The sequence below is a fragment of the Nocardiopsis coralli genome (assembly GCF_014892575.1).
In the GTDB taxonomy this organism is placed as follows: Bacteria; Actinomycetota; Actinomycetes; order Streptosporangiales; family Streptosporangiaceae; genus Nocardiopsis; species Nocardiopsis coralli.
On the sequence record NZ_JADBGI010000017.1, the window covers coordinates 27,438 to 53,098 of the forward strand.

General features: G+C 70.7%; 18 protein-coding genes. 6 read left to right on the forward strand and 12 right to left on the reverse strand.

Translation table 11 applies throughout. From position 1 onward, the window contains the following. Positions 1-126: 126 nt before the first annotated feature. A complete protein-coding gene (locus IDM40_RS18790) occupies positions 127-768 on the forward strand; it encodes a hypothetical protein (RefSeq protein ID WP_193123335.1) in 642 nt (213 codons plus the stop codon). A gap of 506 nt (positions 769-1,274) precedes the next feature. Here the strand turns inward: IDM40_RS18790 and IDM40_RS18795 are convergent. Continuing rightward, entirely contained in the window at positions 1,275-2,426 is a 1,152-nt protein-coding gene (locus tag IDM40_RS18795; protein WP_193123336.1) for a hypothetical protein, read from the reverse strand. 470 nt (positions 2,427-2,896) lie between these two features. On the opposite strand from IDM40_RS18795, the gene IDM40_RS18800 reads away from it, so the two are divergent. Further along, on the forward strand, positions 2,897-5,434 hold the full coding sequence (locus tag IDM40_RS18800) for a glycosyltransferase family 4 protein (RefSeq protein WP_193123337.1): 2,538 nt from the start codon (positions 2,897-2,899) through the stop codon (positions 5,432-5,434). Between the two features lie 344 nt (positions 5,435-5,778). Here the strand turns inward: IDM40_RS18800 and IDM40_RS18805 are convergent, their stop codons facing one another. Continuing rightward, positions 5,779-6,006 (reverse strand): hypothetical protein, encoded by a 228-nt coding sequence (locus tag IDM40_RS18805; protein ID WP_193123338.1) that lies wholly within the window; start codon positions 6,004-6,006, stop codon positions 5,779-5,781. A gap of 811 nt (positions 6,007-6,817) precedes the next feature. Here IDM40_RS18805 and IDM40_RS18810 point away from each other — a divergent pair. Next, on the forward strand, positions 6,818-8,062 hold the full coding sequence (locus tag IDM40_RS18810; RefSeq protein WP_193123339.1) for a cytochrome P450: 1,245 nt from the start codon (positions 6,818-6,820) through the stop codon (positions 8,060-8,062). A gap of 117 nt (positions 8,063-8,179) precedes the next feature. Here IDM40_RS18810 and IDM40_RS18815 read toward each other — a convergent pair whose 3' ends face one another. After that, entirely contained in the window at positions 8,180-9,244 is a 1,065-nt protein-coding gene (locus IDM40_RS18815) for an aldo/keto reductase (protein ID WP_235997741.1), read from the reverse strand. A 122-nt stretch (positions 9,245-9,366) separates the two neighbouring features. Here IDM40_RS18815 and IDM40_RS18820 point away from each other — a divergent pair, with 122 nt between their 5' ends. Beyond that, entirely contained in the window at positions 9,367-9,957 is a 591-nt protein-coding gene (locus IDM40_RS18820; RefSeq protein ID WP_193123340.1) for a TetR/AcrR family transcriptional regulator, read from the forward strand. Positions 9,958-10,253: 296 nt separating this feature from the next. Here the strand turns inward: IDM40_RS18820 and IDM40_RS18825 are convergent, their stop codons facing one another. Next, a complete protein-coding gene (locus tag IDM40_RS18825; RefSeq protein WP_193123400.1) occupies positions 10,254-11,684 on the reverse strand; it encodes a type III PLP-dependent enzyme domain-containing protein in 1,431 nt (476 codons plus the stop codon). Between the two features lie 531 nt (positions 11,685-12,215). Here IDM40_RS18825 and IDM40_RS18830 point away from each other — a divergent pair. Continuing rightward, complete coding sequence (locus IDM40_RS18830; RefSeq protein WP_193123341.1) at positions 12,216-12,599, forward strand: hypothetical protein; 384 nt, start codon at positions 12,216-12,218, stop codon at positions 12,597-12,599. 992 nt (positions 12,600-13,591) lie between these two features. Here IDM40_RS18830 and IDM40_RS18835 read toward each other — a convergent pair. From IDM40_RS18835 to IDM40_RS18860, 6 genes are all read right to left on the reverse strand, one after another. Then, a complete protein-coding gene (locus tag IDM40_RS18835) occupies positions 13,592-13,744 on the reverse strand; it encodes a hypothetical protein (protein ID WP_193123342.1) in 153 nt (50 codons plus the stop codon). Positions 13,745-13,808: 64 nt separating this feature from the next. Further along, positions 13,809-14,066 carry a hypothetical protein gene (locus IDM40_RS18840; protein ID WP_193123343.1) on the reverse strand — a complete coding sequence of 86 codons (258 nt, stop codon included), beginning with the start codon at positions 14,064-14,066 and terminating at the stop codon, positions 13,809-13,811. A gap of 439 nt (positions 14,067-14,505) precedes the next feature. Next, complete coding sequence (locus IDM40_RS18845) at positions 14,506-17,691, reverse strand: RHS repeat-associated core domain-containing protein (RefSeq protein ID WP_235997745.1); 3,186 nt, start codon at positions 17,689-17,691, stop codon at positions 14,506-14,508. 398 nt (positions 17,692-18,089) lie between these two features. Continuing rightward, positions 18,090-18,818: an SDR family NAD(P)-dependent oxidoreductase gene (locus IDM40_RS18850; RefSeq protein WP_193123344.1), complete on the reverse strand. Its 729-nt coding sequence runs from the start codon at positions 18,816-18,818 to the stop codon at positions 18,090-18,092. A 96-nt stretch (positions 18,819-18,914) separates the two neighbouring features. Beyond that, positions 18,915-19,721 (reverse strand): histidine phosphatase family protein, encoded by an 807-nt coding sequence (locus IDM40_RS18855; protein ID WP_193123345.1) that lies wholly within the window; start codon positions 19,719-19,721, stop codon positions 18,915-18,917. Between the two features lie 107 nt (positions 19,722-19,828). After that, positions 19,829-20,584 (reverse strand): SDR family oxidoreductase, encoded by a 756-nt coding sequence (locus IDM40_RS18860; RefSeq protein WP_193123346.1) that lies wholly within the window; start codon positions 20,582-20,584, stop codon positions 19,829-19,831. Positions 20,585-20,842: 258 nt separating this feature from the next. Between IDM40_RS18860 and IDM40_RS18865 the strand changes: the two genes are divergently transcribed. Continuing rightward, positions 20,843-22,546, forward strand: coding sequence for a DUF2207 domain-containing protein (locus IDM40_RS18865; RefSeq protein WP_193123347.1), 1,704 nt, complete (start codon positions 20,843-20,845; stop codon positions 22,544-22,546). 310 nt (positions 22,547-22,856) lie between these two features. Here the strand turns inward: IDM40_RS18865 and IDM40_RS18870 are convergent, their stop codons facing one another. Together IDM40_RS18870 and IDM40_RS18875 are read right to left on the reverse strand one after the other, a co-directional pair. After that, positions 22,857-24,578 carry an amidase gene (locus tag IDM40_RS18870; protein WP_193123348.1) on the reverse strand — a complete coding sequence of 574 codons (1,722 nt, stop codon included), beginning with the start codon at positions 24,576-24,578 and terminating at the stop codon, positions 22,857-22,859. Further along, positions 24,578-25,657 (reverse strand): agmatine deiminase family protein, encoded by a 1,080-nt coding sequence (locus IDM40_RS18875; RefSeq protein WP_193123349.1) that lies wholly within the window; start codon positions 25,655-25,657, stop codon positions 24,578-24,580. Before IDM40_RS18875 ends, IDM40_RS18870 begins: the two co-directional genes overlap by 1 nt. Positions 25,658-25,661: the final 4 nt, after the last annotated feature.

The window sequence follows — 25,661 nt, forward strand, 5'->3', positions numbered from 1 at the left end:
CAGGAGCGTGGCCGGCAGCGCGGCACCCGCACGGGCGCGGGCGCGCACGCGTTCGAGCAGGTCCGGCAAGAGCCGGTCCGGCGAGGGCAACAGTCGCGGCAGATTCGACGGATGAGGGAAGAGAGCATGACTGAGCAGCACGAGACCGGGGCCGGACTCGGATCCGGGGTCGGGTCCGAGCCCGAGGGCGGGCACACGAGCAAGGTCGCAGGCAAGGGCCGGGGACGCAGGGGCGCACTGGCAGCCGGGGCGCTGTCGATGGTCGCGGCGGGCGCCCTGGTGCTCTCGCCTGCGGCGGGGGCGGTCACCGCTCCGGCCGACAACGCGGAGGCCGGCAGTGACGGGGCCGACGGGGAGAGCCTCGGTTCCGTCGAGGCCGCCGACCCGGACGCCGAGGGGCTGGTCGCGTCGGTCGAGGAGGTCTCGCGCGAGTCCTCCGGCCAGTACGTGACCGTGCTCTGGAGCATCACCAACGAGACGGCGGAGAGCGGCACGCTCCAGTTCCGGTCCGAGGACAAGGACTTCGAGCGCAACGACTTCGCCGGCGTCACCGTGCGCGACGACGCGTCGAACACCCGCTTCCACCCGGGCATGAACGGCGACAGCCAGTGCCTGTGCTCGAGCGATCGCCCGGGTGCCATCGAGAACGAGGTGGAGCCGGGCCAGACCCTCACGTACTGGTCGCTGTACTCGGTGCCGGGTGAGGTGGAGGAGCTGTCGGTGGAGATCCCGTTCTTCCACGACATCCCCGACGTCCCGATCTCCTGACCTGGCCGGAGAGCGGAACGTAGGTCGGGGCCGAGGCCGGACCGGGACCGGAACACAGGCCGAGGCTCAGTCCGGTCCGGGGGACTGCTCCGCGGCCCCCCGGGCCTGGTCGGGCCTGACGGGATCTGACGGGACCTGACCGGGTCTGACGGGGGTCTGCGCAGCAGCTGGCCCCGGCAACGTCCGGGTTCGGTGGAACCCCCGACCCTGCGGGCGCTCGACCAGCCGGCGCCCCAGCCCGGCGGGCCCCGACCCCGTGGGCATCCACGCGCGGGTCGGGGCTTCTTCCATGGAGGCACCGGATCCAACGACGGCTCGGGGCCGAGGACTCCAGAGCACCCGATCCACCGACCGGTTCGGGTTCCAGGGGCACGACCCCGGCGACTCGGGACCCGCCACGCCGGCTCGGGCCCCGCTCAGACCGGTGGACCGACAGGTGCGCCCGCCCGCGTGCGCGAACACACGGGCGGGCGCGCTCACCTCACCTGCGCCTCGGTTTCACCCGCTCACTCCGACCGTTCGGAGCCCTCGCGGGGGAAGGGCGGCGGGTCGTCCGGCCACCCCGATCCCTCGGGGACGTCCGCTCCACCGGGTGAACCGGCCCCATCCGGCCCGGGGACCTGCGGGGCATCGGGAGCTCCGTCCCCGTCAGGGGAGCCCACCGCGCCCGGGTGACCGGGGATCTCCGGGTAGTCGGGCCACTCCCCAGGGCCGGGGCCGGACGCACCATCGGTCGCCTCATCCGCCGCGTCCTCGGTCTCACCGCAGTCCGCGCTCTCATAGGTGAAGCTCACGCCCCCGGCCAACTCGTCCACGGCCCTCACGTCAGCCCCTTCGGGCGCCAGGGTGGAACCGCCACCCCCGCCTGCGCCGGTGGGCGAGTCGAGCTCGGGCGCTCCAGCGCCCCCGCCCCCGTAGAGGCCACCGCCTCCGCCGCCGCCCGCACCGGCGAGCGTGTTCCCGTCGGTCGGCCCGTGCGCCCCGGCACCCCCGGTCCCGCCACTGCCGTCGAAGCCCGGGAGCCCGTCGTCATTGGTGTCTCCGCCGAGCCCGGGAGCGTTGGTGGTCGCGCCCTCCCCGCCCCCGCCGTTCTCCTCGTTGAGCCGGTGCGGCTCGCCGTCCGAACCGTTCCGTCCACCGTCACCGCCGTTTCCGCCGGGCACATAAACGTTGTCTTCACCGTCGAAACCACGACCGCCCTGGCCGCCACCGCCGGCGGCCACGATGATCTCCTCGCCCTCGTGGGAAACCACGGTCGCGCCGCCGCCCCCGCCGGCGCGCAGCGTCTCGCTCCCGGAACTGGTGACGCCGCCATCGCCCCCGTCGTGTCCGCCACCGCCGTAGGCGCCGCTCCCGTTGGAGGCGGTCCCCGCGGTGTCCACGGAGAAGGACTCACCCGGTGTGGCCTCCACCGTCGCGGTGACCTGCGCGGCGTGACCAGCCGTCCCGATCTCACCGACCGATTCGCCGCTCGACCCGTGCGCGACGATCTCCACGTCGCACGTGCTCGACGGGTCACCGGGCAGGGTGAAGGTCAGGTCCGATCCGGACGCGTCCTCGTGCTCGAACTCCTCCGTCACGGTCTCCGCCGCCACGGGTGCCGCACCGGCGGCGTAGAGGGCCCCCGCTGCCAGGCCGATGGCCGACAGCGCGCTCATACCACGTTGAGTTACATTCATGCCACGCACGCTAGGTAAGACGAGGGTTGCCGAAAGGTAATGACACACACCTGCGGAACCGTTTCGGCAAGTTCGCAGCGACGAACCCGCGGTTTCCGGGTGAGCCGGTCAGATCAGCCTTCCCTCGCGGACAGGGCCGCTTTCCACAGATCGGGCCACACCCCCGGCCGGCACCCCCGGGCCTTGGGCAGCCGCCCGCCCCCACGCCGCTCACCTGTGCGTTCGCCCCCGTAGGCGCCGTCTGCGCACGCCGCATCCCAACACCCACACTCGGCCGCAAATCTTCATTCAGAACTCGACAATTGCCCCCGTGAAGCGACAAAACCACCCATAACCTCAAAGAACTCCCGCACCCATGGACACGGGCGCTCAGCAGGCACGGTTCGACCACGTGCCCGGGTCCCGAGGGCGCGGGAGCGTCATTTCCGGCGCCACACTTCGGGGGCAGGGTGAAGATCACCTATCTGATCAACGACATGTACGGGATCGGGGGCACGGTGCGCACCGTCGCCAACCAGGCGGCCGCGCTCACCGCCCGCCACGAGGTGGAGATCGTGTCGATCTTCCGCCACCGTGAGCAGCCCGTGCTTCCCGTGCCGCCAGGGGTCCGCCTGACCTGGCTCGTCGACACCCGCGACAAGGAACAGGTGCCCGTCGGCGAGGACGGGCGCCCGCTGCACGAGAACGACCCCCGTGCCGGGCAGCCGCCCGAGGTCTTCCCGGTCGAGGACGGCCGCGGCGACCAGCACAGCAAGCTCACCGACGACCGCCTCACCGAGTTCCTCTCCACCACCGACTCGGACGTCGTCGTCGGCACACGTCCGGGCCTCAACGTCGCCATCGCACGCGCGGCGCCGGACCGCATCGTCAAGATCGGTCAGGAACACCTCACCTTCGAGCAGCACAAGGACTCGCTGCGCAAGGTGATGGCGCGCACCTATCCGTCGCTGGACGCGTTCGTCACCGTCACCGAGGCCGACGCGCGCACCTACTCCGTGCGCATGCCGCTGCCCGGGGTACGGCTCGTGGCGATCCCCAACTCGGTCCCCCGCCCCGCCTTCACCGCGGACGGCGCGAACACGCGCACCATCGTCTCCGCGGGACGCCTGGCACCCAGCAAACGCCACGACCTGCTCGTGGAGGCCTTCGCCGGCGTGGCCGACGAGCACCCCGACTGGACCCTGCGCATCTACGGGCGGGGCAGCCAGCGCGGACGCCTCGCCAAGCAGGTGCGACAGCTAGGGATGCAGGACCGCATCTGGCTCATGGGGCCCCACCCGCGCGTGGAGGAGGCCTGGGCGCAGGGGGCGTTCGCCGCGGTCACCTCGAGCGAGGAACCGTTCGGCATGACCATCGTCGAGGCGATGCGTTCCGGGCTGCCCGTGGTGAGCACCGACTGCCCGCACGGGCCCTCCAGCATCATCAAGGACCACCAGGACGGGATCCTGGTGCCCAACCGGTCGGCGACCGGCATCGCCCAAGGGCTGGCCGAGCTCATGGGCAACGAACCCCTGCGGCGCCGGATGGCCCATGCCGCGCTCAGCGACTCCGAACGCTTCGACCCGGCGCGGGTGGTGCGCCTGCACGAACAGCTCTTCGACGAACTGCGCCTGGACAAGGCCCAGTCGGGGCTGATCCACCTGCACGCCACCACGATCCCGCAGGCGCGCGGTGCCGCCGACGACGTGGAGGACCCCGACCTGTACCTGCCGGGCGACCCGGTTCCGGGCCCCGCCACGGGTGCGGGCGGCGACATCCCACGCGCGCCCGCGCCCCGGACGGAGACCCCGCCGGCGTGCATCGTGGAGGCCACCGGCGACGGGTTGACGACGCTGACCTTCAACGACCCTCCGGACAGCGTGGTGCTGTCGGTGCCCGGGGAACGCCACACGCACGTGCCCGACGAGCAGGGGCGGGTGGTCATCGATCCGGCGACCGAGCACCTGACCGCGCGGACCTGGGACGTGCTGCGCACCGACGGGGAGCGCACATCACCGGTCGAGGACGTGCAGATCCACCAGTACGGGTATCCGCTGCGGCCGGAGGAGACCCTGGACCTGGCGCTGGCAGTGCCCACGCGGAGCGCGAAGGGCCGGTTGCAGGTGCACGTGCGGCGCGCGAGCCACCACGCGGAGATCGAGCACGTGGAGGTGCACGACGGGCTCATCACCTTGCAGGGCCACGGGCTGGGGGCCCCTGTGCCCGACCCGCGTGCACGCCTGGCGGTCCGGCTGCGGAGCTCGCCCAAGGTGCTGCGCGAGTTCTCGGCCCCGGTGGCGGCCAGCGGCAAGTTCACCGCGGTGGTGGACCCGGCCGTGGTGGTGCGCGGACGGCACGGGGAGTCGGAGCGCTGGGAGCTGCGGCTGGTGCTCTCCGACGGGACCGAGTACACGGTGGGCCGGCACCTGTCGGGGGTGGTCGGGTACAAGCGCATCATCGACTACCCGTCGGTGGAGGTGTGCCCGAACCGGGCGTACGGGTCGCGGGTGCAGCCGTACTACACGGTCAACGACCGGTTGGCGTTGATGACCTCTCCGGTGCCGCCGACGTTGCGTGTGGAGGCGGCGAACGTGCGGCCGCGGCACCGCGGGAAGATGCAGATGGACGTGCTGCTGGACATGGTCCTGCCGGAGGGGGCCGAGTGCGCGGTGGAGGTCGTGCGCGGTGAGGGGGCCGGGCAGCGGTTCCCGCTCCACGAGGTGCCCGTGCGCACGGTCGACGCGAGCCGGTTGCAGGGCGAGTTGAAGCGGCTCGGCCTCGAGGGGGAGATCGGCGAGCCGCGGTCGTGGCAGCTGCGGTTCCTGGTCGGCCCGCCCGGCGCGTTGGACCGAGTGCCCGCGCGGGCGGTCCCGGGGCGCACCCATCGGCGGTGGCACCACGGCGGGTTCGTGCGGTCGGCGACGGTGGTGCCGTTGGACTCGGGGGACGTGCGCGTGACGGTCGCGGACGTGCGGATGGTGGCCGCGCTGCGCCGACGGATCCATTGAGCTGAGCGGGCGGGGTGCGCTGACGGGCGAGTCGGAAGCGCAAAGCGCGCGCCCCATGAGTGCGATGCTGAGCGCCCGGTACCCGAGCCACGGGGCACCGGGCGCCACGCGCGTGGCCCGGTGGGCGCTGGCCTCTGCTCACTGAGCGCATACACCGTGCCCGGGGGACGCAGGTCTCGGGCTGTCAGGCCTCCGGGACCACAGCTTGCGCACCGAGCGAATCCACCGAGTGCGGACAGCGCGCTCGCGGAGGGGCGCTGGGCCTGCGCCCCCACGCACCGGCCGGTCCGACGCTCAGGGCCGGAGGCATTCAGGCCTCGCAAGGCGTGCGCGCGGACACTGCCCTACGAACCGGGGGGTGTCGTTCCTTTGCGCCGATGGCGCACGAGTTCGATCACTGCCCAGGTCAGGGCCAGGACAGCGAGCACGAAGGCTACGGCCACGCCGACCACCTCTGCCGTGCTCTCGACCTGGAAGACCAGGTTGTAGAGGGCAACGCCGAACAGGATGACGGAACCGACACCCTGCGAGATCCAAGCGCGGTGGGGGAAAGGGCGGTCGGGATCGGTCATGGTGCGAGTCCTTCCAGGGGACACGGACGACGGGTGGGGGGACGATCAACCCGCCGCACGGCCATGCGGGCCCGTGGGGGCAGTGAGACTCACCGTAGGTCCGTGGGGCTCGGTCGACCAGCATCGATCGACGACCCCGGTTCGGGGAGCACGCGCGTGGCCCAACCCGGCCACAGAACGGCCTGACAGCGCGTGCCCGGGCACCGATCGTTCGGCAGATCCCGGGTAGACCCCTCCTGGAAGTCATCCTCCCGACGACCTTTCCGGCACGCTTCGATCCGGTGAGCGCCGATCCAGCAGGCGCCGATCCGGCGGGGCACGCCCCGGCAAGAACTGCTCCGGCAGGGCCTGACCCGCGCCCGCCGCGCACGAGTACGAGTTCGTCCCACTTCCCGTGTCCCGTATCCGTAGCCCGTAGCCGGAGTCCCGTCACCGGTGACCCAGGGTCCCGTAACCCGGGTCCCGTTCCACTTCCCGCATCCCGCATTCCGCGTCCCGCGTCCCGGCTCCTGAGCCCCGAGCCTTCGAACCTCCGCGCAGCTCTCCACCGCAACTCGCGCCCATGCACCGGTGCCCGCACGGCGCACAGAGCGTCCCGCGTTCCGTGTGCGCCGCGTCTTCAGGCCCCGCCCTCGCCACTTGTGGTGACACGCGTGACGTCACGCGGGACGCCGCACGTCACCCCCGACGCACCCAGGCCCCCGGCCCCCGGGCCCGATGGGCGCCCTCCCGACCCCGAGGTCCGGTCTCCCGCATTCGCTCGCCGATCCCCGATCCCCGACCTCCGACGCAACGAAGACGAAGGAGCCCCGTGGCAACCCACCGCATCAGCATCGCCCCCGACGATTTCGACCGCGACGCGGTCGCGCACGCCCTGCACGCCGCCGGTCCCGTCACCCCCGTGGACCTGGGCGGGGTCGACGCCCTGGCCATCACCCACCACGACGCCCTCCGCACCGTCCTGGCCGACCGCACCGACACCTACGTGCGAGGCAACGCCCCGCACCACTGGCGGGCCCTGCGCGAGGGCGACGTCGATCCGACCAGCCCCCTCGTCCGCCTGCTCAGCGGCAGCATCGGCAGCCTGCTCACCAGCCACGGCGCCGCACACGCCCGCCTGCGCAAACCCCTGCAGACCCACTTCACCCGGCGGCGGGTGGAAGAGCTCCGCCCGCTGGTCGAGGACCTGACCACGTCCCTGCTGGACGACCTCGACGGCCGCGAACGGGTCGACCTGAAGGAAGACTTCGCCTGGCCGCTGACCGTGGGAGTTCTGGTCCACCTGCTGGGCGTCGACCGCAGCGACGCGCCCGTGCTCGGCGACCTCGCCCGCCGGATCTTCCAACTGACCGACACGGAGGTCTTCGCCGACACACACCGTTTCCTCGCGGCGCTGCTCGAACAGCGCAGGCTGGAGCCCGGGCACGACCTGGTCAGCGCGTTGGCCAAGACCGACGACGAGGCCGAGGGGGACGACCACCTCGGGGACGCCCAGGTCGTGGCCAACCTCTTCCTCCTGGTCGCCGCCGGCTTCGAGACCACCATGGGAACCCTGGCCAACGGGATCCGCGCCCTGCTGGAACACCCCGACCAGCTTCGCCGCCTCACCGGCCAGGAGGTGACCTGGGGCTCGGGGGTGGAGGAGATCCTGCGCCGCCACTCCTCGGTCAGCCTGCTTCCGGGCGTCTTCACCACCCGCGAGACCGAGCTGGCCGGGGTCACCGTGCCCGAGGGCGAGCTCCTGCTCCTGGCGTTCGCCGCGGCCGGGCTCGACCGTACGAGCTGGGACGGGCCCGACACCTTCGACGTGGGCCGCGACGCCCGCGGCCACCTGGGTTTCGGCCACGGCCCCCACCTGTGCCTGGGAGCCCCGTTGGCGCGCCTGGAGCTCACCGTCGCCCTGCCCACGCTGTTCGCACGCTTCCCTCGTCTGGAACTGGAGCCCGCGCAGTCCGAGGTCACCCCCGTCCGGAGCTGGATGATGCGCCACGACGAACACCTGTGGGTGCGGACCGCGGCCGCACGGTCGCCTCTCCCGGAGGACACACCCGTGTGACCCCCGGCGCCGGCGTTCCGTCCCGCCGGGGACACAGCCGCCCGGCCCCGGCGCCACTTCCCCTTCCCCGGGCGCCGCTCCCCGCCGGGAAGGGCCCGGGGGCCCACGCCAGGGGTCTCAGCGACGCCGGAGTGACGGGTCCAGGAGCGCGGGCGGGGTGTCGTTCTTCTCGTGTGCTGCCAGGTCGGTGCCGGGGGCGACGACGGAGTCGATCGCGTCGAGCACGTCGCCGGTGAGCACGGTGTCCGCGGCGGCCAGCTGCGCATCCAGGTGGTCCTGTGTGCGGGGTCCGATGAGCGCGCTGGTCACGCCCGGGTGGGAGGTCACGAACCCGAGAGCGAGCTGGATCATGGTCAGTCCGGCCTCGTCGGCGACGGAGGCCAGCTGCTCGACCGCATCGAGCCGGGCCCGGTTGGCCGGGATCGCGGTGTCGAAGCGCTGCGGCATGAGGGCCGAGCGGCTGGTGGCGACCTCCCGGCCCTGCCGGATCGCGCCCGACAGCCAACCGGAGGCCAGCGGGCTCCACACCAGCACACCCAGCCCGTAGTCCTGGGCCACGGGCAGCACGTCGGTCTCAATGCCGCGTTGCAGGATCGAGTAGCTGGGCTGCTCGGTGGTGTAACGGCCGAGGTGGTGCGTGCGAGCGGCCCACTGGGCCTCGACGAGCCGGTAGGCGGGGAAGGTCGAGGAGCCGAAGTGGCGGATCTTGCCCGCCCGCTGGAGGTCGGTCAGGGCCGACAGGGTCTCCTCGTCGCTGGTCGCCGGGTCCCAGCGGTGGATCTGGTACAGGTCCACGTGATCGACGCCGAGGCGGCGCAGGCTGTCGTCCAGCGCGGTGGTCAACCAGCGTCGCGAGGCGCCCCGGCGATGGCGCTCCTCGCCCATGGGCAGGCCGGCCTTGGTGGCCAGCACGACGTCGTCCCTGCGGCCGGCGATGGCCCTGCCGACCATCTCCTCGGACTCGCCGCGGCTGTACACGTCGGCGGTGTCGATGAGGTTGACCCCTGCCTCGAGGGCGGTGTCGACGATGGCGGTGACCTGGTCCTGGGTGGTGCCACCCATGGCACCGAAGTTCATCGCTCCCAGCGCGAGCGAGCTGACCTGCACACCGGTGCGGCCCAAGGTGCGGTACTGCATGGCGGTTCCCTCCACGGTGACGCGGCGCCGGCGCATGGTGGGCATGCGCGGCTTTGGCGGGTGCGTTCCGGCTCTGGCATCATGCATAAACGGAACAGTGATCCGGAAAGGACTATACGGAGCACTGTTCCGCTTGGCAAGCGTGTGGAGGAGCGGAGAGCAGAGCAGTGAACGACGACGGCAAGGGCCCGGGGCGGCCGGCGCGGGGCAAGCGGGCCGACGCCCGGCGCAACGAGGGGACACTGCTCGAGGCCGCCGCCGCGGTCTTCGCGACCTCGGGTGTGGAGGCGCCGGTGCGTGACATCGCGGCCCGGGCCGGGGTCGGGATGGGCACGATCTACCGCCACTTCCCCAAGCGCGCCGACCTGATCATCGCCGTCTACCGGCACCAGGTCGAAACCTGTGCCGAGGCCGGGCCCGAGCTGCTGGCGAGCAGCGCGACCCCGTACGGGGCGCTGGCGCGATGGATCGACCTCTTCGTCGACTTCCTGGTCACCAAACACGGGCTCGCCGCGGCGCTGCGGTCGGACAACACCGCCTTCGACGCGCTGCACGCGTACTTCCTGGACCGTCTCCTGCCCGTGTGTTCCCAACTGCTCGACGCCGCGGCCGAGGCCGGTGAGATCCGCTGCGGTATCGAGGCCTACGAGCTCATGCGCGGGGTCGGCAACATCTGCATCGGCGCGGAGGAGGACCCCCGGTACGATCCGCGCCGGGTGGTGGAGCTCCTCATCGCGGGGCTACAGCGGCCGGGATAGGGGCTGTTCGGCGACGCCCACCCGTCACCCGCCACCAACCCTCAACGGACGCCTCCGGCGCAGCACCCTTCCCGTCACCCGCCACCAACCCTCAACGGACGCCTCCGGCGCAGCACCCTTCCCGTCACCCGCCACCAACCTGAACGGACGCTGGGCGACACGGTGGCCGGCCGAAGCGACGGGAGGCGTGCGCAAGACAGGTTCCGGCTTGGCAGCTACCACTCCGGCATCGGTTCGGGAGGGGCCCTGGGAACGGCACGTTCTGCGGGCCCGGCGGTCTCAGACGACCGGGCCGGTCACTTGCCCCCGGACTCGGCGAGGATCTCCCCGACCGACTGGGCGGCCCTGACCGGCTCCCACTGCACGCGTCCGTCGGCGCCGACCTCGTAGCCGCGCACCTCCGGGCGAGGGAGGGCGTTGTAGGAGAACGGGGTCGAGAAGTAGTAGGCCCCGGTGTCGTGCACGGCGACGAGGTCCCCGGGTTCGGCTGCGGGCAGGTCCACGTCCTGGGCGAGCAGGTCGCCGGAGAAGCAGCAGGGTCCGGCCACGTCCGAGCGCAGGGCGGGGCCGGTAGCCGAGTCGGTCGCGAGGCTGGGCGCGGGGGTGGACCCGGGTTCCCCGTCGGCGCGGGTGTCGTGCGCGGACGTCGTGCCGCGGAACCGTCCGTCGGGCGCGTGCAGGCTGACCCGCAGCGGCCACGACTCGGGGGCGAACGCGGTGCGGGTCGCCACCTGGGCTCCGGCGTGGGTGATGACGACCTGGCGCCCGCCGATGTGCTTGACGTACTCCACCCGCGCCACGATCGTCCCGGCCTTGGCGAGCAGGGAACGCCCGAACTCGGTGGTGACGGTGTAGCGGCCGTCGAAGAGCCCCGGGACCGCATCCTCGATCGCCTCGCGGTACCGGTGGAAGGTCGGGTCGGTCTCCTCGGAGGTGAAGTTGACCGGGAGGCCGCCGCCGATGTCGATACGGTCCACCTGCCGGTGTCCGACGCGGGCGTTGATCTCCTCGGCCAAGTCGTGCACGGCCGCGACACCGGAGGCGATCTGGTCCAAGGCCATGCCCTGGGATCCGGAGTGCACGTGGACCTGGTTGAGCCAGGGGCGTTCGGCGTAGGCCTGGACGAGCATCTCCCGGGCTCCGGGGTCGGCCAGGCCCACCCCGAACTTGGAGGTGTGCGAGGCGGTACTCATCGCCTCGATGCCGCCGGAGCCGGTCTGGGGGTTGATGCGGAAACCGATGCTCGGGGCGCGGGTCGAGGGGGTGGAGGCGGGGCCGGGGCCGGGCTCTGCGGTCGAGCCGGGGCCGTGCACGGTGGTGCGCAACCGGTCGATGCGGTCGAGTTCCTGCACGTTGTCGATGTTGAGGTTCGCGCCGAGTTCGAGGGCGTGGCGCAGCTCGGTGGGGGTCTTGGCCGGGGAGTCGAACACGATGCGGGAGGGGTCGAAGCCGGCCTCGAGTGCCATGGCGAGCTCGCCCGGGCTGGCGACCTCGCAGCCCATGCCGGCCTCGGCGAACCACCTGAGCACCGGGACCAGGGTCGCGGCCTTGGCCGCCACGGTGTGCAGGCGCTCGCCGGGGCCGTCGAAGGCGTCGTGGAGTTCACGGATGCGGGCGCCGACCTCGTCGCGGTCGAGCACGCCGATCAGCGGGTGGTCATCGTCGTCGAACACGCCTTCTGCGGCGAGGGCCTCGACGGCGTGTGCCCGGCGTTCGGCGAAGTCCATGGGGGGCGTGGGGCTTTCGGAAGCCGAGGGGCCTTCGTGACCGTCGCGGTCCTCGCGCTCCTGACGCTCCTCGTGGCCCATGTGACCCTCGTGCTCCATGCGCGCCTACCTCCTCGTTCGTCGGGCCCGCGCCCGTCCGGTCTGCATGCCGTCTGTCCGCACTGCCTGCCGTTCCGGCCTGTCCCCCGGCCCCCCGTTGGCCGGGTGCCCTGTGGCCGGGTGAAAGGACGGCCGGTCCACGGAACGTTACGGGTCGGAGCGGTCGCGGCTCGGTCTGGGGTGGGCGTTCTGTGGTCGAATACCCGATTCCCGGTTGGGGCTGGGTGAGCTGGGTGTGCCGTGCGCGCCGGGTGCGCTCGGTGTTCCGGACGCGTCGGCTGTACGGGGGCGGCGGCCTGTCCCCGAGCCATGAAAGGGCGGTGAAAGCCCCGCAGTGAGCATGGTTGGCATGTCTGGTCGGCGCGGGACCGACCAGCTGACGGAACACCGAACACGGAACATCGAACGCAGAACGCTGAACACGGGGGACCTATGTACACGCGTGTGCTGGTGATCGCGGCGACCGGGCTGTTGGGCCTGGGTGCGGGGTTGGGGCCCGCATCCGCGTCGGTCTCGGCTCCGGCGGAGGGGGCAGCCGAGGCCGACCGGACGCCGTTCCAATCCGTCTGCGGCCCCACGACGACGTTCCCCATCGAGGGGGCGGAACTGTCGCTGGACCTGACCTGCACCGACCTGGGAACGCAGGTCGAGGCGACGTTGGAGGACACCGCCCACGACCACGGGTGCGCGCACGTCCGGTTCGAGGGCCCGAACGCGCCGGACGAGACCTTCACGGTCTGCGGTCCGGGTGAGACGACGGACATCTCGTTCACCGAGCACGCCGACGAGGTGCGGGGCGAGCTCTGGACGTCCTGACCTACGGCCCTCACGGACCTCACGGCGTCATGAACGGATGAGCGCATGACGGCGTGAGATCAGAACCTCGATTTCTGGACCTGAACTGAAGGAACGTTGCAGGACCTCGGCTCCAGGACAACGACCCCAAGACCCCTCCGGGCCCGAAGGGGAGGGCGTGCCCCCGCCCCGCCGGGTCCACACGGTGGCCCGAGCCCCACGGCCTGAAGGCCTGACGGCCCGGGGACGGCCGGCCGCCGAGCTCGAGCGCACGCACCACGGGGGCGCGTTCGGGTTCGCGCGGATGACCGGATGAGAGGCCAACGGGCCACCGGCGCGGTGGGGGTGTCCGGCGTGGACGGCCGGACACCCCCACCGTTTTTTGTGCCTTACTCAGAGCAGCAGGGCCGTAACGGCGAACACGAAGGAGACGATCCCCAGGGCCGCCAAGAACGACTCGGTCCTTGGGGAGACCGCGAGTCGTGATTTTTTGGTGGTCAGCCGATCCGATCTGGAAGCCGTGACCGCCAGAAGACACGTCGATCCCAGGTACCCATCCGGCCGCAATCAGATAGCTCAAGTAGTTCCGCTTCATTCCGGACCTGGACGGCTCGGCCCTGTATTGCCCACACAGGCCGACCTGTATGAACTTCACGGTCGGCATCATGACAACAGGTAACCGAACACAAACCCGACCCCGCTTGCCACAACGCACAGTACCGACGCCAAGACAAGAAGGGCTTTCGCCCGGCGAACCTCATCCCTGTTCATCGGCCGCAGCTTCCATCCTTGCCTTCTGCGCCGACGCAGCAAGTGCACTTCCACGGCCAGCAGGGACAGCACCCCCACAGCAGCGACCGCGGCAGCCCACCACAGTCCGGATGAAAGGGAGACCAGGGAAGAGATCAGGAGCACCGCTATGAGACCAGCGGAGTACAGCCTCCACGCTCTCGTCTGAGTGGCACCGCCCCCGCGTCCTCGCATGTGCACCTGCAACGCACCCCCAGCGTCCCTCATTCAACGGCGAAGATCAGAGCAGCAGCCAGCGCAACGACGACCAGCGCAACGAGGGACTCAACGTTCTTCAAGGGACCGCATTTTTTCACCCTGACCACGATGTACACCAGTGCGGCAGAGAGAATCAAAGAGCCCAGAAGCGCGGGCACGAGCCCTCCATCCTCTTGCGTCGTTGGCACACTCAGCGCATAACCCTCGGCGCACGGGCAACACCTAGACCTCGAACACCAGCGCGAGAAGCGCAGAGACCACGGTCACGGCGTACAGAAAAGGTTCTGCGACCCTGTGAATCAGGCCTGCACTGTAGCCCTTTATCAGCATCCGCGCCAGCGCAAGAACTGACGCAGAAAACAAGCTCACGCACATGACCAGGAAGAACATAGTGACCACCTCAAAGCAAACGTTCGTGAGGCACAGCGCAGCGTTGCGCGACAGCCGGTCGAAACGCAGGACAGGCCGAGCAAAGTCCATAGCTCTGCAGACCTGAGGGGTCCATCTTGTTGATGGGGTCGCATTCGGCGTAGGTGGAGTTGTTCATCTCCTGCCGGGACGGGTCCGCCTGGGTGAAGTTGAGGGTGAACGTGTCCAGGAACCGGTGGGACAGGTGCACCCTCCCGTCCAGGAACTTGCCCGGCGGGGCAATGGCTGCCCCACCGGGTGTACTTCTTCAACTCTCCGAGGGCCGGGAGTACAATCACGAGAAATAGAGAAAGACGCAAACGGCGATCGCCACCCCCGAGATAATCATGACGGCATTTTCGATCCCTCCACCGCGACGGCCAGTTCCACTCTTATATCCAAGAGAAGCCATGGCCCCAAGGCAGATGATCACTGCGACTGCTGCAACCATCAGAACCAAATCTGGGTCTTCTTTCTCTGCTCGTACTACACGAACCTCAGGGGATCGAGCCTATTGGGTCGCCCCATAGGCTCCCCCGGCCATCGTTCCGATCACACCACCGGCGGCATAGCCAGCCTTGCAACCGACCCACGCACCTGGAAGGGCGCCGATACCACCGGTCATCAGGCCTCCCGCGAGTGCACCGAAACCTCCCACGAGCACACATCCGGCCGCAGCTCCAATGATTGCGCCACCTCCGCCATATGCTCCGATCTCCTTGACCGAGACAAGGCCTGTGGGGTCCATCTTGTTGATGGGGTCGCATTCGGCGTAGGTGGAGTTGTTCATCTCCTGCCGGGACGGGTCCGGCTGGGTGAAGTTCATCGTGAGTGTGTCCAGGAACCGGTGGGACAGGTGCACCGTCCCGTCCAGGAACTGGTAGGCGCCCGTGTATCCGAACGCGTTCAGCTCCCCGGCCTGGCTGTCTTCGATGGTCTCACTGGTCTGCTCGCCGTAGGGGCTGTAGTCATAGACCGCGTCCGGGGAATCGGCCTCCGACCCCTCGGCCGTCAGCGCGAGCACGGTGTTCTGACCGTCGATCGTGTAGTGGAACCGCTCGTCCTCGGCCCAGTCGACCATCGAGATCAACTCACCCTCGGGGTCGCGCACGAAACTCGTCCGGTCGCCCTCAGCAGCGATGTTCGTCACGCCCAGCGCCGTGTTGGACAACTGCCGGTCCACACGCTCGTCGCCGTCCACGTCAGTGATCCCGCGCATCTGCGTCTGGTCCGAGGTGTCATAGCTCAGGCTCGTCGACAGATCGCCGTCACCATCGTCGGAGCGCAGCATCTGGTTGGTCGGGCTGTACTCATAGGAGTCCGAGCCGCGCTCGACCATGTTCCCGGCCTCGTCGTGGGCGACATCCTCACCACGGGCCGAGGTGACCTGGTCGGAGTCGTCATAGCTGAAGCTGTCGTCGCCGGCCTCGACCATGTTGCCGGCGTCGTCGTAGACGTAGTCGGTCTCGCCGTTGCTGGTCAGACGCTGCAACCCGTCGTAGGTGAAGGACTCGGTGTCCCCGTCCACGGTCCGGGCCTGCATCTGGTCGCTGTCGGCGCCGTCGTTGTCGTAGGAGTACGACGCGGACAGCAACTCCTGGTCCTCGGCCCCGGTCGTGGTGATGCCGGTCAGCCGCGCGGAGTCGTCGTAGGTCCGGGACTCCTCGGCCCCATCCGGGTGGGTGATCAGCGTGCGCTGGTTGTTGGCGTCCGACTCGAACGTGGTCTCCGCCCCGGTGTGGTCGGTCAGCGAGGTGAGACGGAACGCCGCGTCATAGGCGTACTCGGTGGTCTGGCCGTGCTCGGTCAGCTCGGTCAGGTTGCCGGCCGCGTCGTAGGAGTACTCGGTGGTCTCGGTGCCGCCCGAGTCCGAACGCTCGGACTCGAGCAGGTCACCGCGCCCGTTGTAGTCGAACTCCGTCGTGGCCTGGTCGGTGTGGGTCTCCACCTGGCGGCCGTTGCCGTCATAGGTGATGGACTCCACGACGTCGCCGTCGTGGGAGACCGAGACGATGCGGTCGAGCCGGTCGTAGCCGTACTCGATCGTGGTGCCGTTGCCGTCGGTCACCTCGGTGACCCGCGAGAGCGAGTCGTAGCCGAACTCCATGTCACCGGCGGGCCCGGGCTCGGTCATCGAGACCAGGTTGCCGACATCGTCGTAGGAGAACGTGGTCTCGTTGCCGTTGGCGTCGGTGGAGGAGGACACCAACCCCTGACCGGTGTAGTCCATGTCGGCCACGGTGATGTCCATGTCGTCCTGGCTCGCGGAGACCATGTTCCCCGAGTCGTCGTAGGACATCGACAGCTCGTCACCGTCGGGCGTGGTCACGCTGGTCGGCTTGGCAGGGTTCGCACCGTCGGTGAACCCGACCGCGGTCTCCGCCCCGGTCGGCAGCTCCGTGCCGATGAGGTTGTTGAACTCGTCGTGCTCGTAGGTCACCGAGGCCTCGAGCGCGTCGGTGGTGGTGGCGATGTCGGAGTTGGCGGTCCAGGTCTGCGAACGGGTGTTGTCGACCTGGTCGGTGGCCTCGGTCTGGCGGCCCTGGTCGTCGAAGACGAAGCCGGACTCACCGCCGTTCGGGTCCTCGACGGTGGTCTCGCTGCCCTCTTCGGGGCTGTCGTCGTAGGAGTAGGACGTGGTCGCCCCGTCGTCCGAACCGTTCGGCACGCTCAGGGACGCGACCTGGTCGTCGTCGTTGTAGCTCACGCTCCAGGTGGCACCGGTGGGGTCGGTGACCGAGGACAGGAGCCCGCCGTCGGTGTAGGAGAACTCGATGTCCTGCCCGGCGCGGTCGGTGAGCTCGGTCAGGTTGCCGTCACCGTCGTAGGAGAAGGCCGAGGCGGTCTCGTCGACGGGGTCGGTGATCTCGGTGACCTGGTCGGTGGCGTCCTCGTCCCAGTCGAAGGTGGTGACGCGGTCCTGGGTGTCCACGACCGAGGCGAGGTGCCCGTCGGGGTCGTAGCGCATCCGGTGGGTGTTGCCGTTGCGGTCGGCCTGGGAGTACAGCCACCCCTGGGCGTCGAAGGTCCAGACCTGGTCCTCGTACTCACCCCGGTGGAAGGTGAGCGCGTAGTGGCCGTTGTCGAGCTCTGCCAGGTCGCCGTTGATGCCGGACGGGGTGTCGTAACCGCCGTCGTCGTTCTCGGTGAAGCTCTCGCAGAACCCGGAGGGCCCCTGCAGCACGACGGTTCCGTCGAAGATCTGGAGCCCGACCTCCTGGCCGTGGGACAGGGTCCAGCCGTCCTGGCCGTCGGTGGAGTTGTAGAAGCTGGAGACCGACAGGTCCATCCCGGTGCCGACCATGGTCAGGTCGCGGTGCTGGACGACGAGGTTGCCGGTGGCGGTGTTGACCGCGAGCTCGAGGCGGTCGCTGACCTGGTGGCGTTCGAGCGGGTACCACTCCTGGATCCCGCCGTTGCCGTGGTTGCCGCAGTGGTCGGCCAAGGCGTCGTCGTCCTGGGCCTCCTCGGAACCGGGTTCGATGCCGGGCGGGGTCCAGGCCTCCTCGGGCGGGTCACCGCCGGCGGGTTCGGTGTTGGCCTCGCCCGGTTCCCAGGTCTCGGGGACCGGAACGGTGCGGTCGGCCGGTGAGTGGGGGTCGTCGTCGGCCCAGGCGGGCGGCGCGTGCAGCAGACCGGTGACGAGTGTGGCCGCGGCGACCGAGGCCACAGCGACGCGGGGGGATCGGCGTCTCAAGGGGGAACGCTCCAGAAGTGGGGATGTCGTGACGGGCGCGCGCGTCAGGGCCCCTGGGCCGGGAGCAGGCGGCTGTGGCCGTTCGCGAACGCCGTGCTGACGTTACGTGCGTTCACAGCTCGCAGTTGATCACCCTGAGCAACAGAGACTCCCCTGGGTAATGTTCGTCGGCGCCAGGTTTGCACCGGTGAGTACACGGGGAGCCAAGCGTTCTGTTGGCCGGAGCTGGCCGGGGAACGGCGTCCCACATGCCGCACATCCCCCGCCGGAACCCGGGTTCCCCACCGCGCATTCAGTTGTCGCTGACCAAATGTGGCCACATGCAACAGTTTCCGGGTCCGCCGCGCTGGCACGCGTACAGGCCAGAGCCGGCGAGATACACGCGCTCACGACCGCGCTCACAACGAGGTGTAACCGCCGTCGACCACGAACTCCGAGGCGGTGCAGTAGCTCGACGCGTCGTCGGCCAGGAAGGACACCACGGCGGCGACCTCCTCCGGGTCGCCCATCCGCCGCAGCGGCGTACCCTGCGCCATCTGGGCCGGGCCTTCCTTGCCAGCGATCATGGGGGTGTCGATCGGTCCCGGGTGGACGGAGTTGACCCGGATGCCCTCCGGCCCCAGTTCCTGGGCCACCGACTTGGTCATGCCGCGCACGGCCCACTTCGAGGCCACGTAACCGAGGATCTCGGGGTGGGCGATCATGCCGTCCACCGAGGAGATGTTGACGATGGAACCGCCACCGCCCCGGCGCATCGAGGGCAGCACCGCGCGCATACCGAGGAACACCCCCACCTGGTTGACGTTGATCACCCGGGTGTAATCGTCCAGGCTCAGCTCCTCGAACCGGCAGCGGTGCACGACCCCGGCGCCGTTGACGAGCGTGGTGATCGGCCCGAACGCCTCCTCGGTCTCCGAGACGACCCGCTGCCAGCCGTCCTCGTCAGCCACGTCGAGCTCGACGGAACGCGCGCGCTCGCCCAGCTCCTCGGAGAGCTCCTCCGCCCGGGGCGTGATGTCGGCGAGCACGACGTGCGCGCCTTCCGCGACGAGGCGACGCGCGCAGGCAGCACCTATTCCGCTCGCCCCGCCGGTGATGACGGCAACTTTTTTCCGGGACTGCCCCATGTGTGCCCTCTCTTCCTTCGGTTCCGACACCACGACGTGTTCGGAGAGACGTTCGACATAACGGCGCTTTCCCGCGGTGGTGTTTTTCGGGATTGCCTACTCGGGGCGCCCCGAACCCATCCAGTCGACGATGGTCCAGCCCTCGTCCGGGCTTCCTTCCAACGTGACGGTCCCGGTCGTGTGGGGCACCAATTCGGCCATCGACACCTCGTCGGTATCGACCGACCCGTCCACGAGCAGGGCGCCCATCATGATGGTGAACCCGTGGGAGAAGACCACAGGGCGTTCGCCGCCGTCCTCATATACATGTTCGAGCGCCCCCTCGAACCGCTCGAGGAACTCTTCGCCGTTCTCCCCGGTATTGCCTTCCAGGGTGGCGAGGCCGTCGGCCTCCACGTCCAGGGAATCTGCGAGGTGTGCCTCGAGGTCGCCCTCGGCCCAGCGGGTTGCCATTTCGAGAATGTGCTCGCCGGCGCTCTCCTCGCTCCGTCCTTCGACGAGCGGTAGGTCGACCTCATGGATCCCCTCGATGACATCGACGGTGAGATCCAGGGAATCCGCCAGATACCCGGCGGTCTGCTCGGTACGTGTCATGACCGAGGAATAGACCGCGTCGTGGCCCTCCGGTCTCAGCTCGTCCGCCACCGCGCGGGCCTCTTCATGGCCGTCCTCGGTCAGCAGCGTTCCCGGTACCGACGTGGTGACGACCCCGGACGCGTTCCCGAAGGACTCCCCGTGCCGCACGAGAGTGACCGTCAGTGGGCCGTTCTCGGGGTCGGAGCGGTCCGCGTCGGCCTCACCTTCGCCACGTGCGCAACCGGCCGCCACCAACGCCACGGTGAGACCGCAGACGACGTATCCGACCGGGCGGAGCAGGTTCTTTTCCATGCGAACATCGACCATCGGTCTGCTCCTCACAGACGTCGGGACCTCTATTCGGTCCCGTGAAGGAATGGTCAGCCGGCCCACACGGGCGCCTCGGGCGGGTGGCGGCCCCGGGCCGGTATGCGTCAGTAACCGGGGCCCGTGGTCATTCCGCCGTCGGCGACGAACTCGCTCCCCGTGCAGTAGGCGGACTTGTCGGACAGCAGGAAACTCGCCAGGCGCGACACCTCGATCGGCTGTCCCCAGCGTGAGATCGGCATGGAAGCGAAGAGCCCGCCCGAGTCCACGCCGTCCACGGTGTCGACGCCGGTGGTCATGGGGGTGGCGATGGCCCCGGGGTGGAGTGAGTTCACCCGGATCCCTCTGCTGCCGAGTTCGCGCGCCGCCACCTTGGTCAATCCCCGTATCGCGAATTTGGCGGCGCTGTAGGCGGACAGCCCGGCGGCACCGACGAACCCTTCGATGGAGGAGGTGTTGACGATGGAGCCGCCGCCGGAACCCTCGATGGCGCCCGCCGCGGTTTTGACACCCAACCACGAACCGGCCACGTTCACCTGCCACACGTGGTTGAACTCATCGAGCGTCATGTCTTCGATCGTTCGAAAGCGCAGGACCCCGGCGTTGTTGACCAAGCCGTGCAGCGCGCCGTAACGCGAGACGGCCTCTTCGACAGCGGCCGTCCAGTGATCGTGGTTGGTGACGTCGTGGTGTACGTAATGGCAGGCCGCGCCCAATTCCCTCGCCAGGGCCCGGCCCTCGGTGTCGAGGACATCGCCGAAGACCACTTCGGCGCCCTCGTCGACACAATGCCGTACGTGCGATTCGCCTATGCCCCGCGCCCCGCCGGTGACGAGGACGACTCTCCCGTCGAGAATTCCCATGCCCGGGACGTTAGAGGTGACGGCCCCGGCGGGTCCGGCGGTGTCCCGCTCACCGGAACAGGGCTCGGCGCAGCCTCGCGCGCGACGGCACCGACCGTCCCACCTGGGGCTCGTCGCGGTCTCGGCCCTCCCGCCGGATACGGTGGTCCTCCCCCGTCGCGGCCGGCCTGAGCCCGTGTCCAGCCGCTCCCCGTTCGGAACCGCAGGCGGCCCGCCGCCGTCCATATCCCTGTCCCATCCCCCGTCCCCTGGACCGCCATGGCCTCCCATCACCCGGCTGACGCGCACCCACGGCCCCGCGCGCGCAGCCGCCGCATCCGCCCCCTGTCCACCGCCGCGCTCGCTGCCGCTGCATTGGCGCTGACGGGGTGCACCTCGCTCGGGCTCGCCGGCCAGTTGGACAGCGTCCCGGAGTACCGCGTCGATGCCGACATCGCCCCGGACGGCAGTGTCGCGGTGACCGAGACCTTCACCTACGACTTCAAGAGCGACCCGAGCCCCGGGCCGTTCCGGAACCTGCCGGTGATCGTCGAGGACCGCGACGGTCAACACCGCCCCGTGCAGGTGCACGACGTCGAGGCCTCCAGCCCTTCGGGGGCGCCCGCCGACGTGCAGGAAGAGGAGACCGGGCGCGGTTGGCGCATGTTCCTCATCGGCGACACCGGCGACCCGGTGACCGGGGAGCAGACCTACGAGCTCTCCTACACACTCACCGGAGCGGTCACCGAGGGGCCGGACGGCACACCCGAGCTGCACTGGCCGTTCATCGGCGAAGGGTGGTCGGTCCCGATCCGTACCGCCCAGGTGAGCGTGCGCGCCCCCGGTATAGACGCGGCCGAGTGCGCGGTCCGAAACGAGGACGAGGGCCACGAGAGCGCCTGCGCGGAGGGCGGGACCGTGGAAGCGGGCCGCGCCGGCGACGGCGACGGGACCGGTGGGGCCCGGGCCGAGTTCTCCGACGGCTGGTCCTCACCCGGACGGGCCATGGACGTGACCGTGCAGATGCCCGAAGGCACGGTCGAGGTCTCCGACGACACGGCCTTCAGGCCGTTGCCGCACTGGCTCACGTGGTCGGGGCTGGCCTGGATGGTCGGGCTCTGCGCGGCCGGCACCGCCCTGGTGGTGCTGCGGCACAAGCAGAAACAGCGGGCCCGGGGGCGGGCGCGCGTGCACAGCCCCGTGGATCCGTCGGGGTTGTCGGCCGCCGCGGCCGGATACCTGTGCACGTCGCGGGTGCTGAAGCCGCAGCACATCGTCGCGGCGCTCACGGAGATGGAGGAGCGGGGCCTGGTGGTCGCGCGCCCCCACCCCGAGCGCCCGGGAGGCCACGTCTTCGAGCGCGGCGACGCCGGGGTCAAGGGCGGCCCGCCGGCCCACGGGGTGCTGCTGGCGGCGCTGTTCTCCGGGCAGGAGACCCGGGTGGACGTCAAGGACCTCGGCCCGAGGTTGGACGCGGACTTCGGCCGGCGCATGCAGGAGGCGCTGCGCCGGGAAGGCGACGAGCAGGGGCTCTACGTACCGAAGGCCCGGTTCCGGTGGCGGGCGCTGCTCGTGGCCCCGCTGCCCGTGCTCGCGTTCCTGGTCCCGCCGGTCCTCAACGACGTCGCCTACGCCGGGCTGGGCCAGCTCACCGTGATCGGCGCCGTGGTGTTCGGGTTGTGCCTGTCCTGGTCCCTGCTGCCGTCCGGGCTCACGCCGGCGGGCCAGAACGTGCACGCCGACCTGAGGCGTGCACAGAGCGAGGGGGACCTTCCGCCCGCGACGTCCCTGGCTCTGGCCTCGGACGCGGAACGCTCCGAGAGCCTCGGCGAACTGCGCCCGGGTTTCGAGGGCCGGGTCTCCCACGCCGCGTGGGGCCAGGAGTTCTTCGCGACCGTGCACTCCTCCCCCGGGTCCGGCGGGGCCTCGCCCGGGTTCGGAGGCGGGGGCGGAGGCCGTGGCGGGGGCGGCGGCCGCAGGTAGCGCGCGGAAGCGCCGCCGACCCGGCGACTGTGCGAGCGTGGACTTTCTCAGGAAGGCGAGGGTTCAGGGGTGCAGCCTGTGGAACGTGTACTCCCGCCGGAGGCTCTCGACCGGGGCCGGGCCCGCGTGGGCAGTCGTCGCTGCCGTCGGTCCTGGTGATGCGGCCGGCGTGGGCGGGGTGCACCTCGTCGACGGGCTGCTCACCACGACCGCCGAACGCGAACTCGGCCCGGCCGCAGACATGCTCGGGCCGCGCCGAGGAACCCTGCTCCCCCAGCGCGGCCCGTCCACGCGTACTGTCCCGGGGCGATCAGGACGGGCGCGGGGTGCGGGGCGGTTCCGTGCGCCGGTCGCCGGTCGCCTCGAAGGCGGCCGCGATCCCCAGCAGACGTGCGTCGTCGTAGGCACGGCCGGCGAAGGTCAGCCCGACCGGCATCCCGGTGTCGGCCATCGTGCCCATCGGAACGGTGACCGTGGGGATGCCCAGGTGCCGCCAGACCAGGTTGCCGTTGGCCACCCACACCCCGTTGCGCCAGGCCAGGTCGGCCGAGTCGGGGTCGGTGTCGGCATCGGCGGGCCCGACGTCGGCGACGGCGGGGAAGGCGATCGCGTCCAGGCCCAGGCGGTCCAGCCAGTCCTCGAAGTCGGCCCGGCGGGTGGCCACCAGCCCCTCGAGGCCCTCCTTCAGGTGCGGGATCTCCGTGAGCTCCAGGCCGGGGTGGTCGCGTACGAAGTCCGGGTAGGCGGCGATGTCGTCGTCGAAGCCGTCGTAGCGGTCCGGGAGGGTGCCCGGGTCGTGCGGGAAGATGCGGGAGCCGTCGACCCGGGCGAGGTCGTCCAGGTGCGGGTCGCCGTTGGCCTGCAGGAAGTCCTGCCAGGCCCAGGCCGACAGGTCGAGGAGTTCGCGGTCCAGGTACTCCGGGCTCACCAGCCCGCGGGTCCTGATCGTGGGCGCGCCGGGGCGGTCACCCTCGTAGTTGGTCACCACGGGCAGGTCGGTGTCGAGCACCCGTGTGCCCGCGGCCTCCAGGTCGGCCCGGGCCTCCTCCCACAGCCGCAGCACACTGTCGCGGGTGTGCACCTGCTGCCCGGTGGGGCCGCCGATACCGGGTTCGGGCGCGGTCCCGGCCTCGGGGTCGGTTCCGGTGTACAGGCGCGGGGCGCCGATCCTGAGCCCGTGCAGGGCGCGGCGGCCGGCGTCGGCGCTGTCCGCGCCCAGGTCGGTGTAGGCGGGCGGGCGCACGCGTGAGGCGGGCGGGACCTCGATCCAGGGTTGGACCCGCCAGAAGTCGCCGCGCTGTTCGCGATCGTCGGCGACGATCACGTCCAGCAGCTCGAGCATGTCGGTCATGGTGCGGGTGTGGGGCACCACGACGTCCATGGTGGGCACCAGGGGCCAGTTGCCACGGATGGAGATCACGCCCCAGGAGGGGGTGTAGGCGCACAGGGCGTTGTTGGAGGCGGGCGCGCGCCCCGACGACCAGGTCTCCTCGGCCAGGCCGAAGGCGGCGAAGCTCGCCGCGGTGGCCGTGCCCGATCCGTTGGAGGAGCCCGAGGCGAAGGCGGAGGTCAGGTAGGCGCCGTTGTAGGGGCTCTCCGCCCGTCCGTACACGCCGCGCTGCATCCCTCCGTTGGCCATGGGCGGCATGTTGGTGAGCCCGATGAGCACGGCGCCGTTCTCCCGCAGCCGTTCGACCGTGTAGGAGTCGCGCTGGGCGACGAGGTGCTCGAAGGCCGGCGAACCCGCGGCGACGCTGAGGCCGCGGGCCTGGTAGCTGTCCTTGGCGGTGTAGGGGATGCCGTCGAGCGGTCCCAGGGTCTGCCCGTTCGCTCGGCGGTCGTCGGAGGCGCGGGCCTCCTCCACGGCTCGGGGGTTCGTCACGACCACGGCGTTGAGGGCGGCCCCGGCACGGTCGTGGGCGGCGATGCGTTCGAGGTAGCGGTGGACCAGTTCCTCGCTGGTGACGCGCCCCCGCTGCAGGGCCTCGCGCAGCTGCGGGATCGTGGCCTCGACGACGTCGAAGGGTGCCATCAGCGCACGCTCCCCTGTTCGGTGCGCGGTGCGGGCTGCTGCTGGGTGATGCAGTGGATTCCGCCGCCGAAGCGGAAGATGTCGCGGGCGTCGACCTGCTCGACGGTGCGGCCGGGGTAGGCCTCGGCGAGGATCTGCGCTGCGGCCAGGTCGTTGGGGTCGTCGAAGGAGCACAGCACCACGGCGCCGTCGGTGACGTAGTGGTTGATGTAGGACCAGTCGACGAAGCTGCCGTCCTCGTCGGTGAGGGTCCTGGGCGCGGGCACGTCGACGATGCGCAACTTCTCGCCGCGGGCGTCGACGGCCTGCTCCAGGACACGGCGCAGGTCGCGGGTGATCTCGTGGTCGGGGTGGCGCGGGTCGTCCTGGCGGTGGAGCAGGAGGGTGCCGGACGCGGTGAAGGCCGCGACGATGTCGACGTGGCCGCGGGTGCCGAAATCGTCGTAGTCGCGCCAGAGCCCGCGCGGCAGCCACACGGCGTGGCTGGTGCCCAGGCGGGCGTGGACCTCGGCCTCCACGTCGGCCTTGGTGAGCCCGGGGTTGCGGCCCGGGTCGAGCTGCACGGTCTCGGTGAGCAGGACCGTGCCCGCGCCGTCGACGTGGATGCCGCCTCCCTCGTTGACCAGGGGGCTCGCGATGCGGGGCACCCCGGACCGTTCGGCCACGGCGGTGCCCACGCGCCGGTCGGAGTCCCAGGCGGCCCAGTCCTGGGCGCCCCACCCGTTGAAGATCCAGTCGACGGCGGCCACGCGCCCGTCGGGCCCGTGCACGAAGGTCGGGCCGGAGTCGCGCATCCACGCGTCGTCCAGGGGGACCTCGACGGTGTCGATGCCCGGGCCCAGCAGCGCCGCGGCGGTCGTGGCGTCCTCGGGTGCGACGGCGACGGTGACGGGCTCGTGGGCGGCGACCGTGCGGGCGACGGTGGTCCAGGCGGCACGGGCCCGGTGCAGGGTGGCGCTCCCGGGAGGGCCGAAGGTGTCGTTGGCCGGAGGGAAGGCCATCCAGGTGCGGTCGTGCGGTGCCCACTCCGGCGGCATCACCGTGGTGAGGGGCGCGTCGGCGGTGCTGTGCGCGAACATGTCG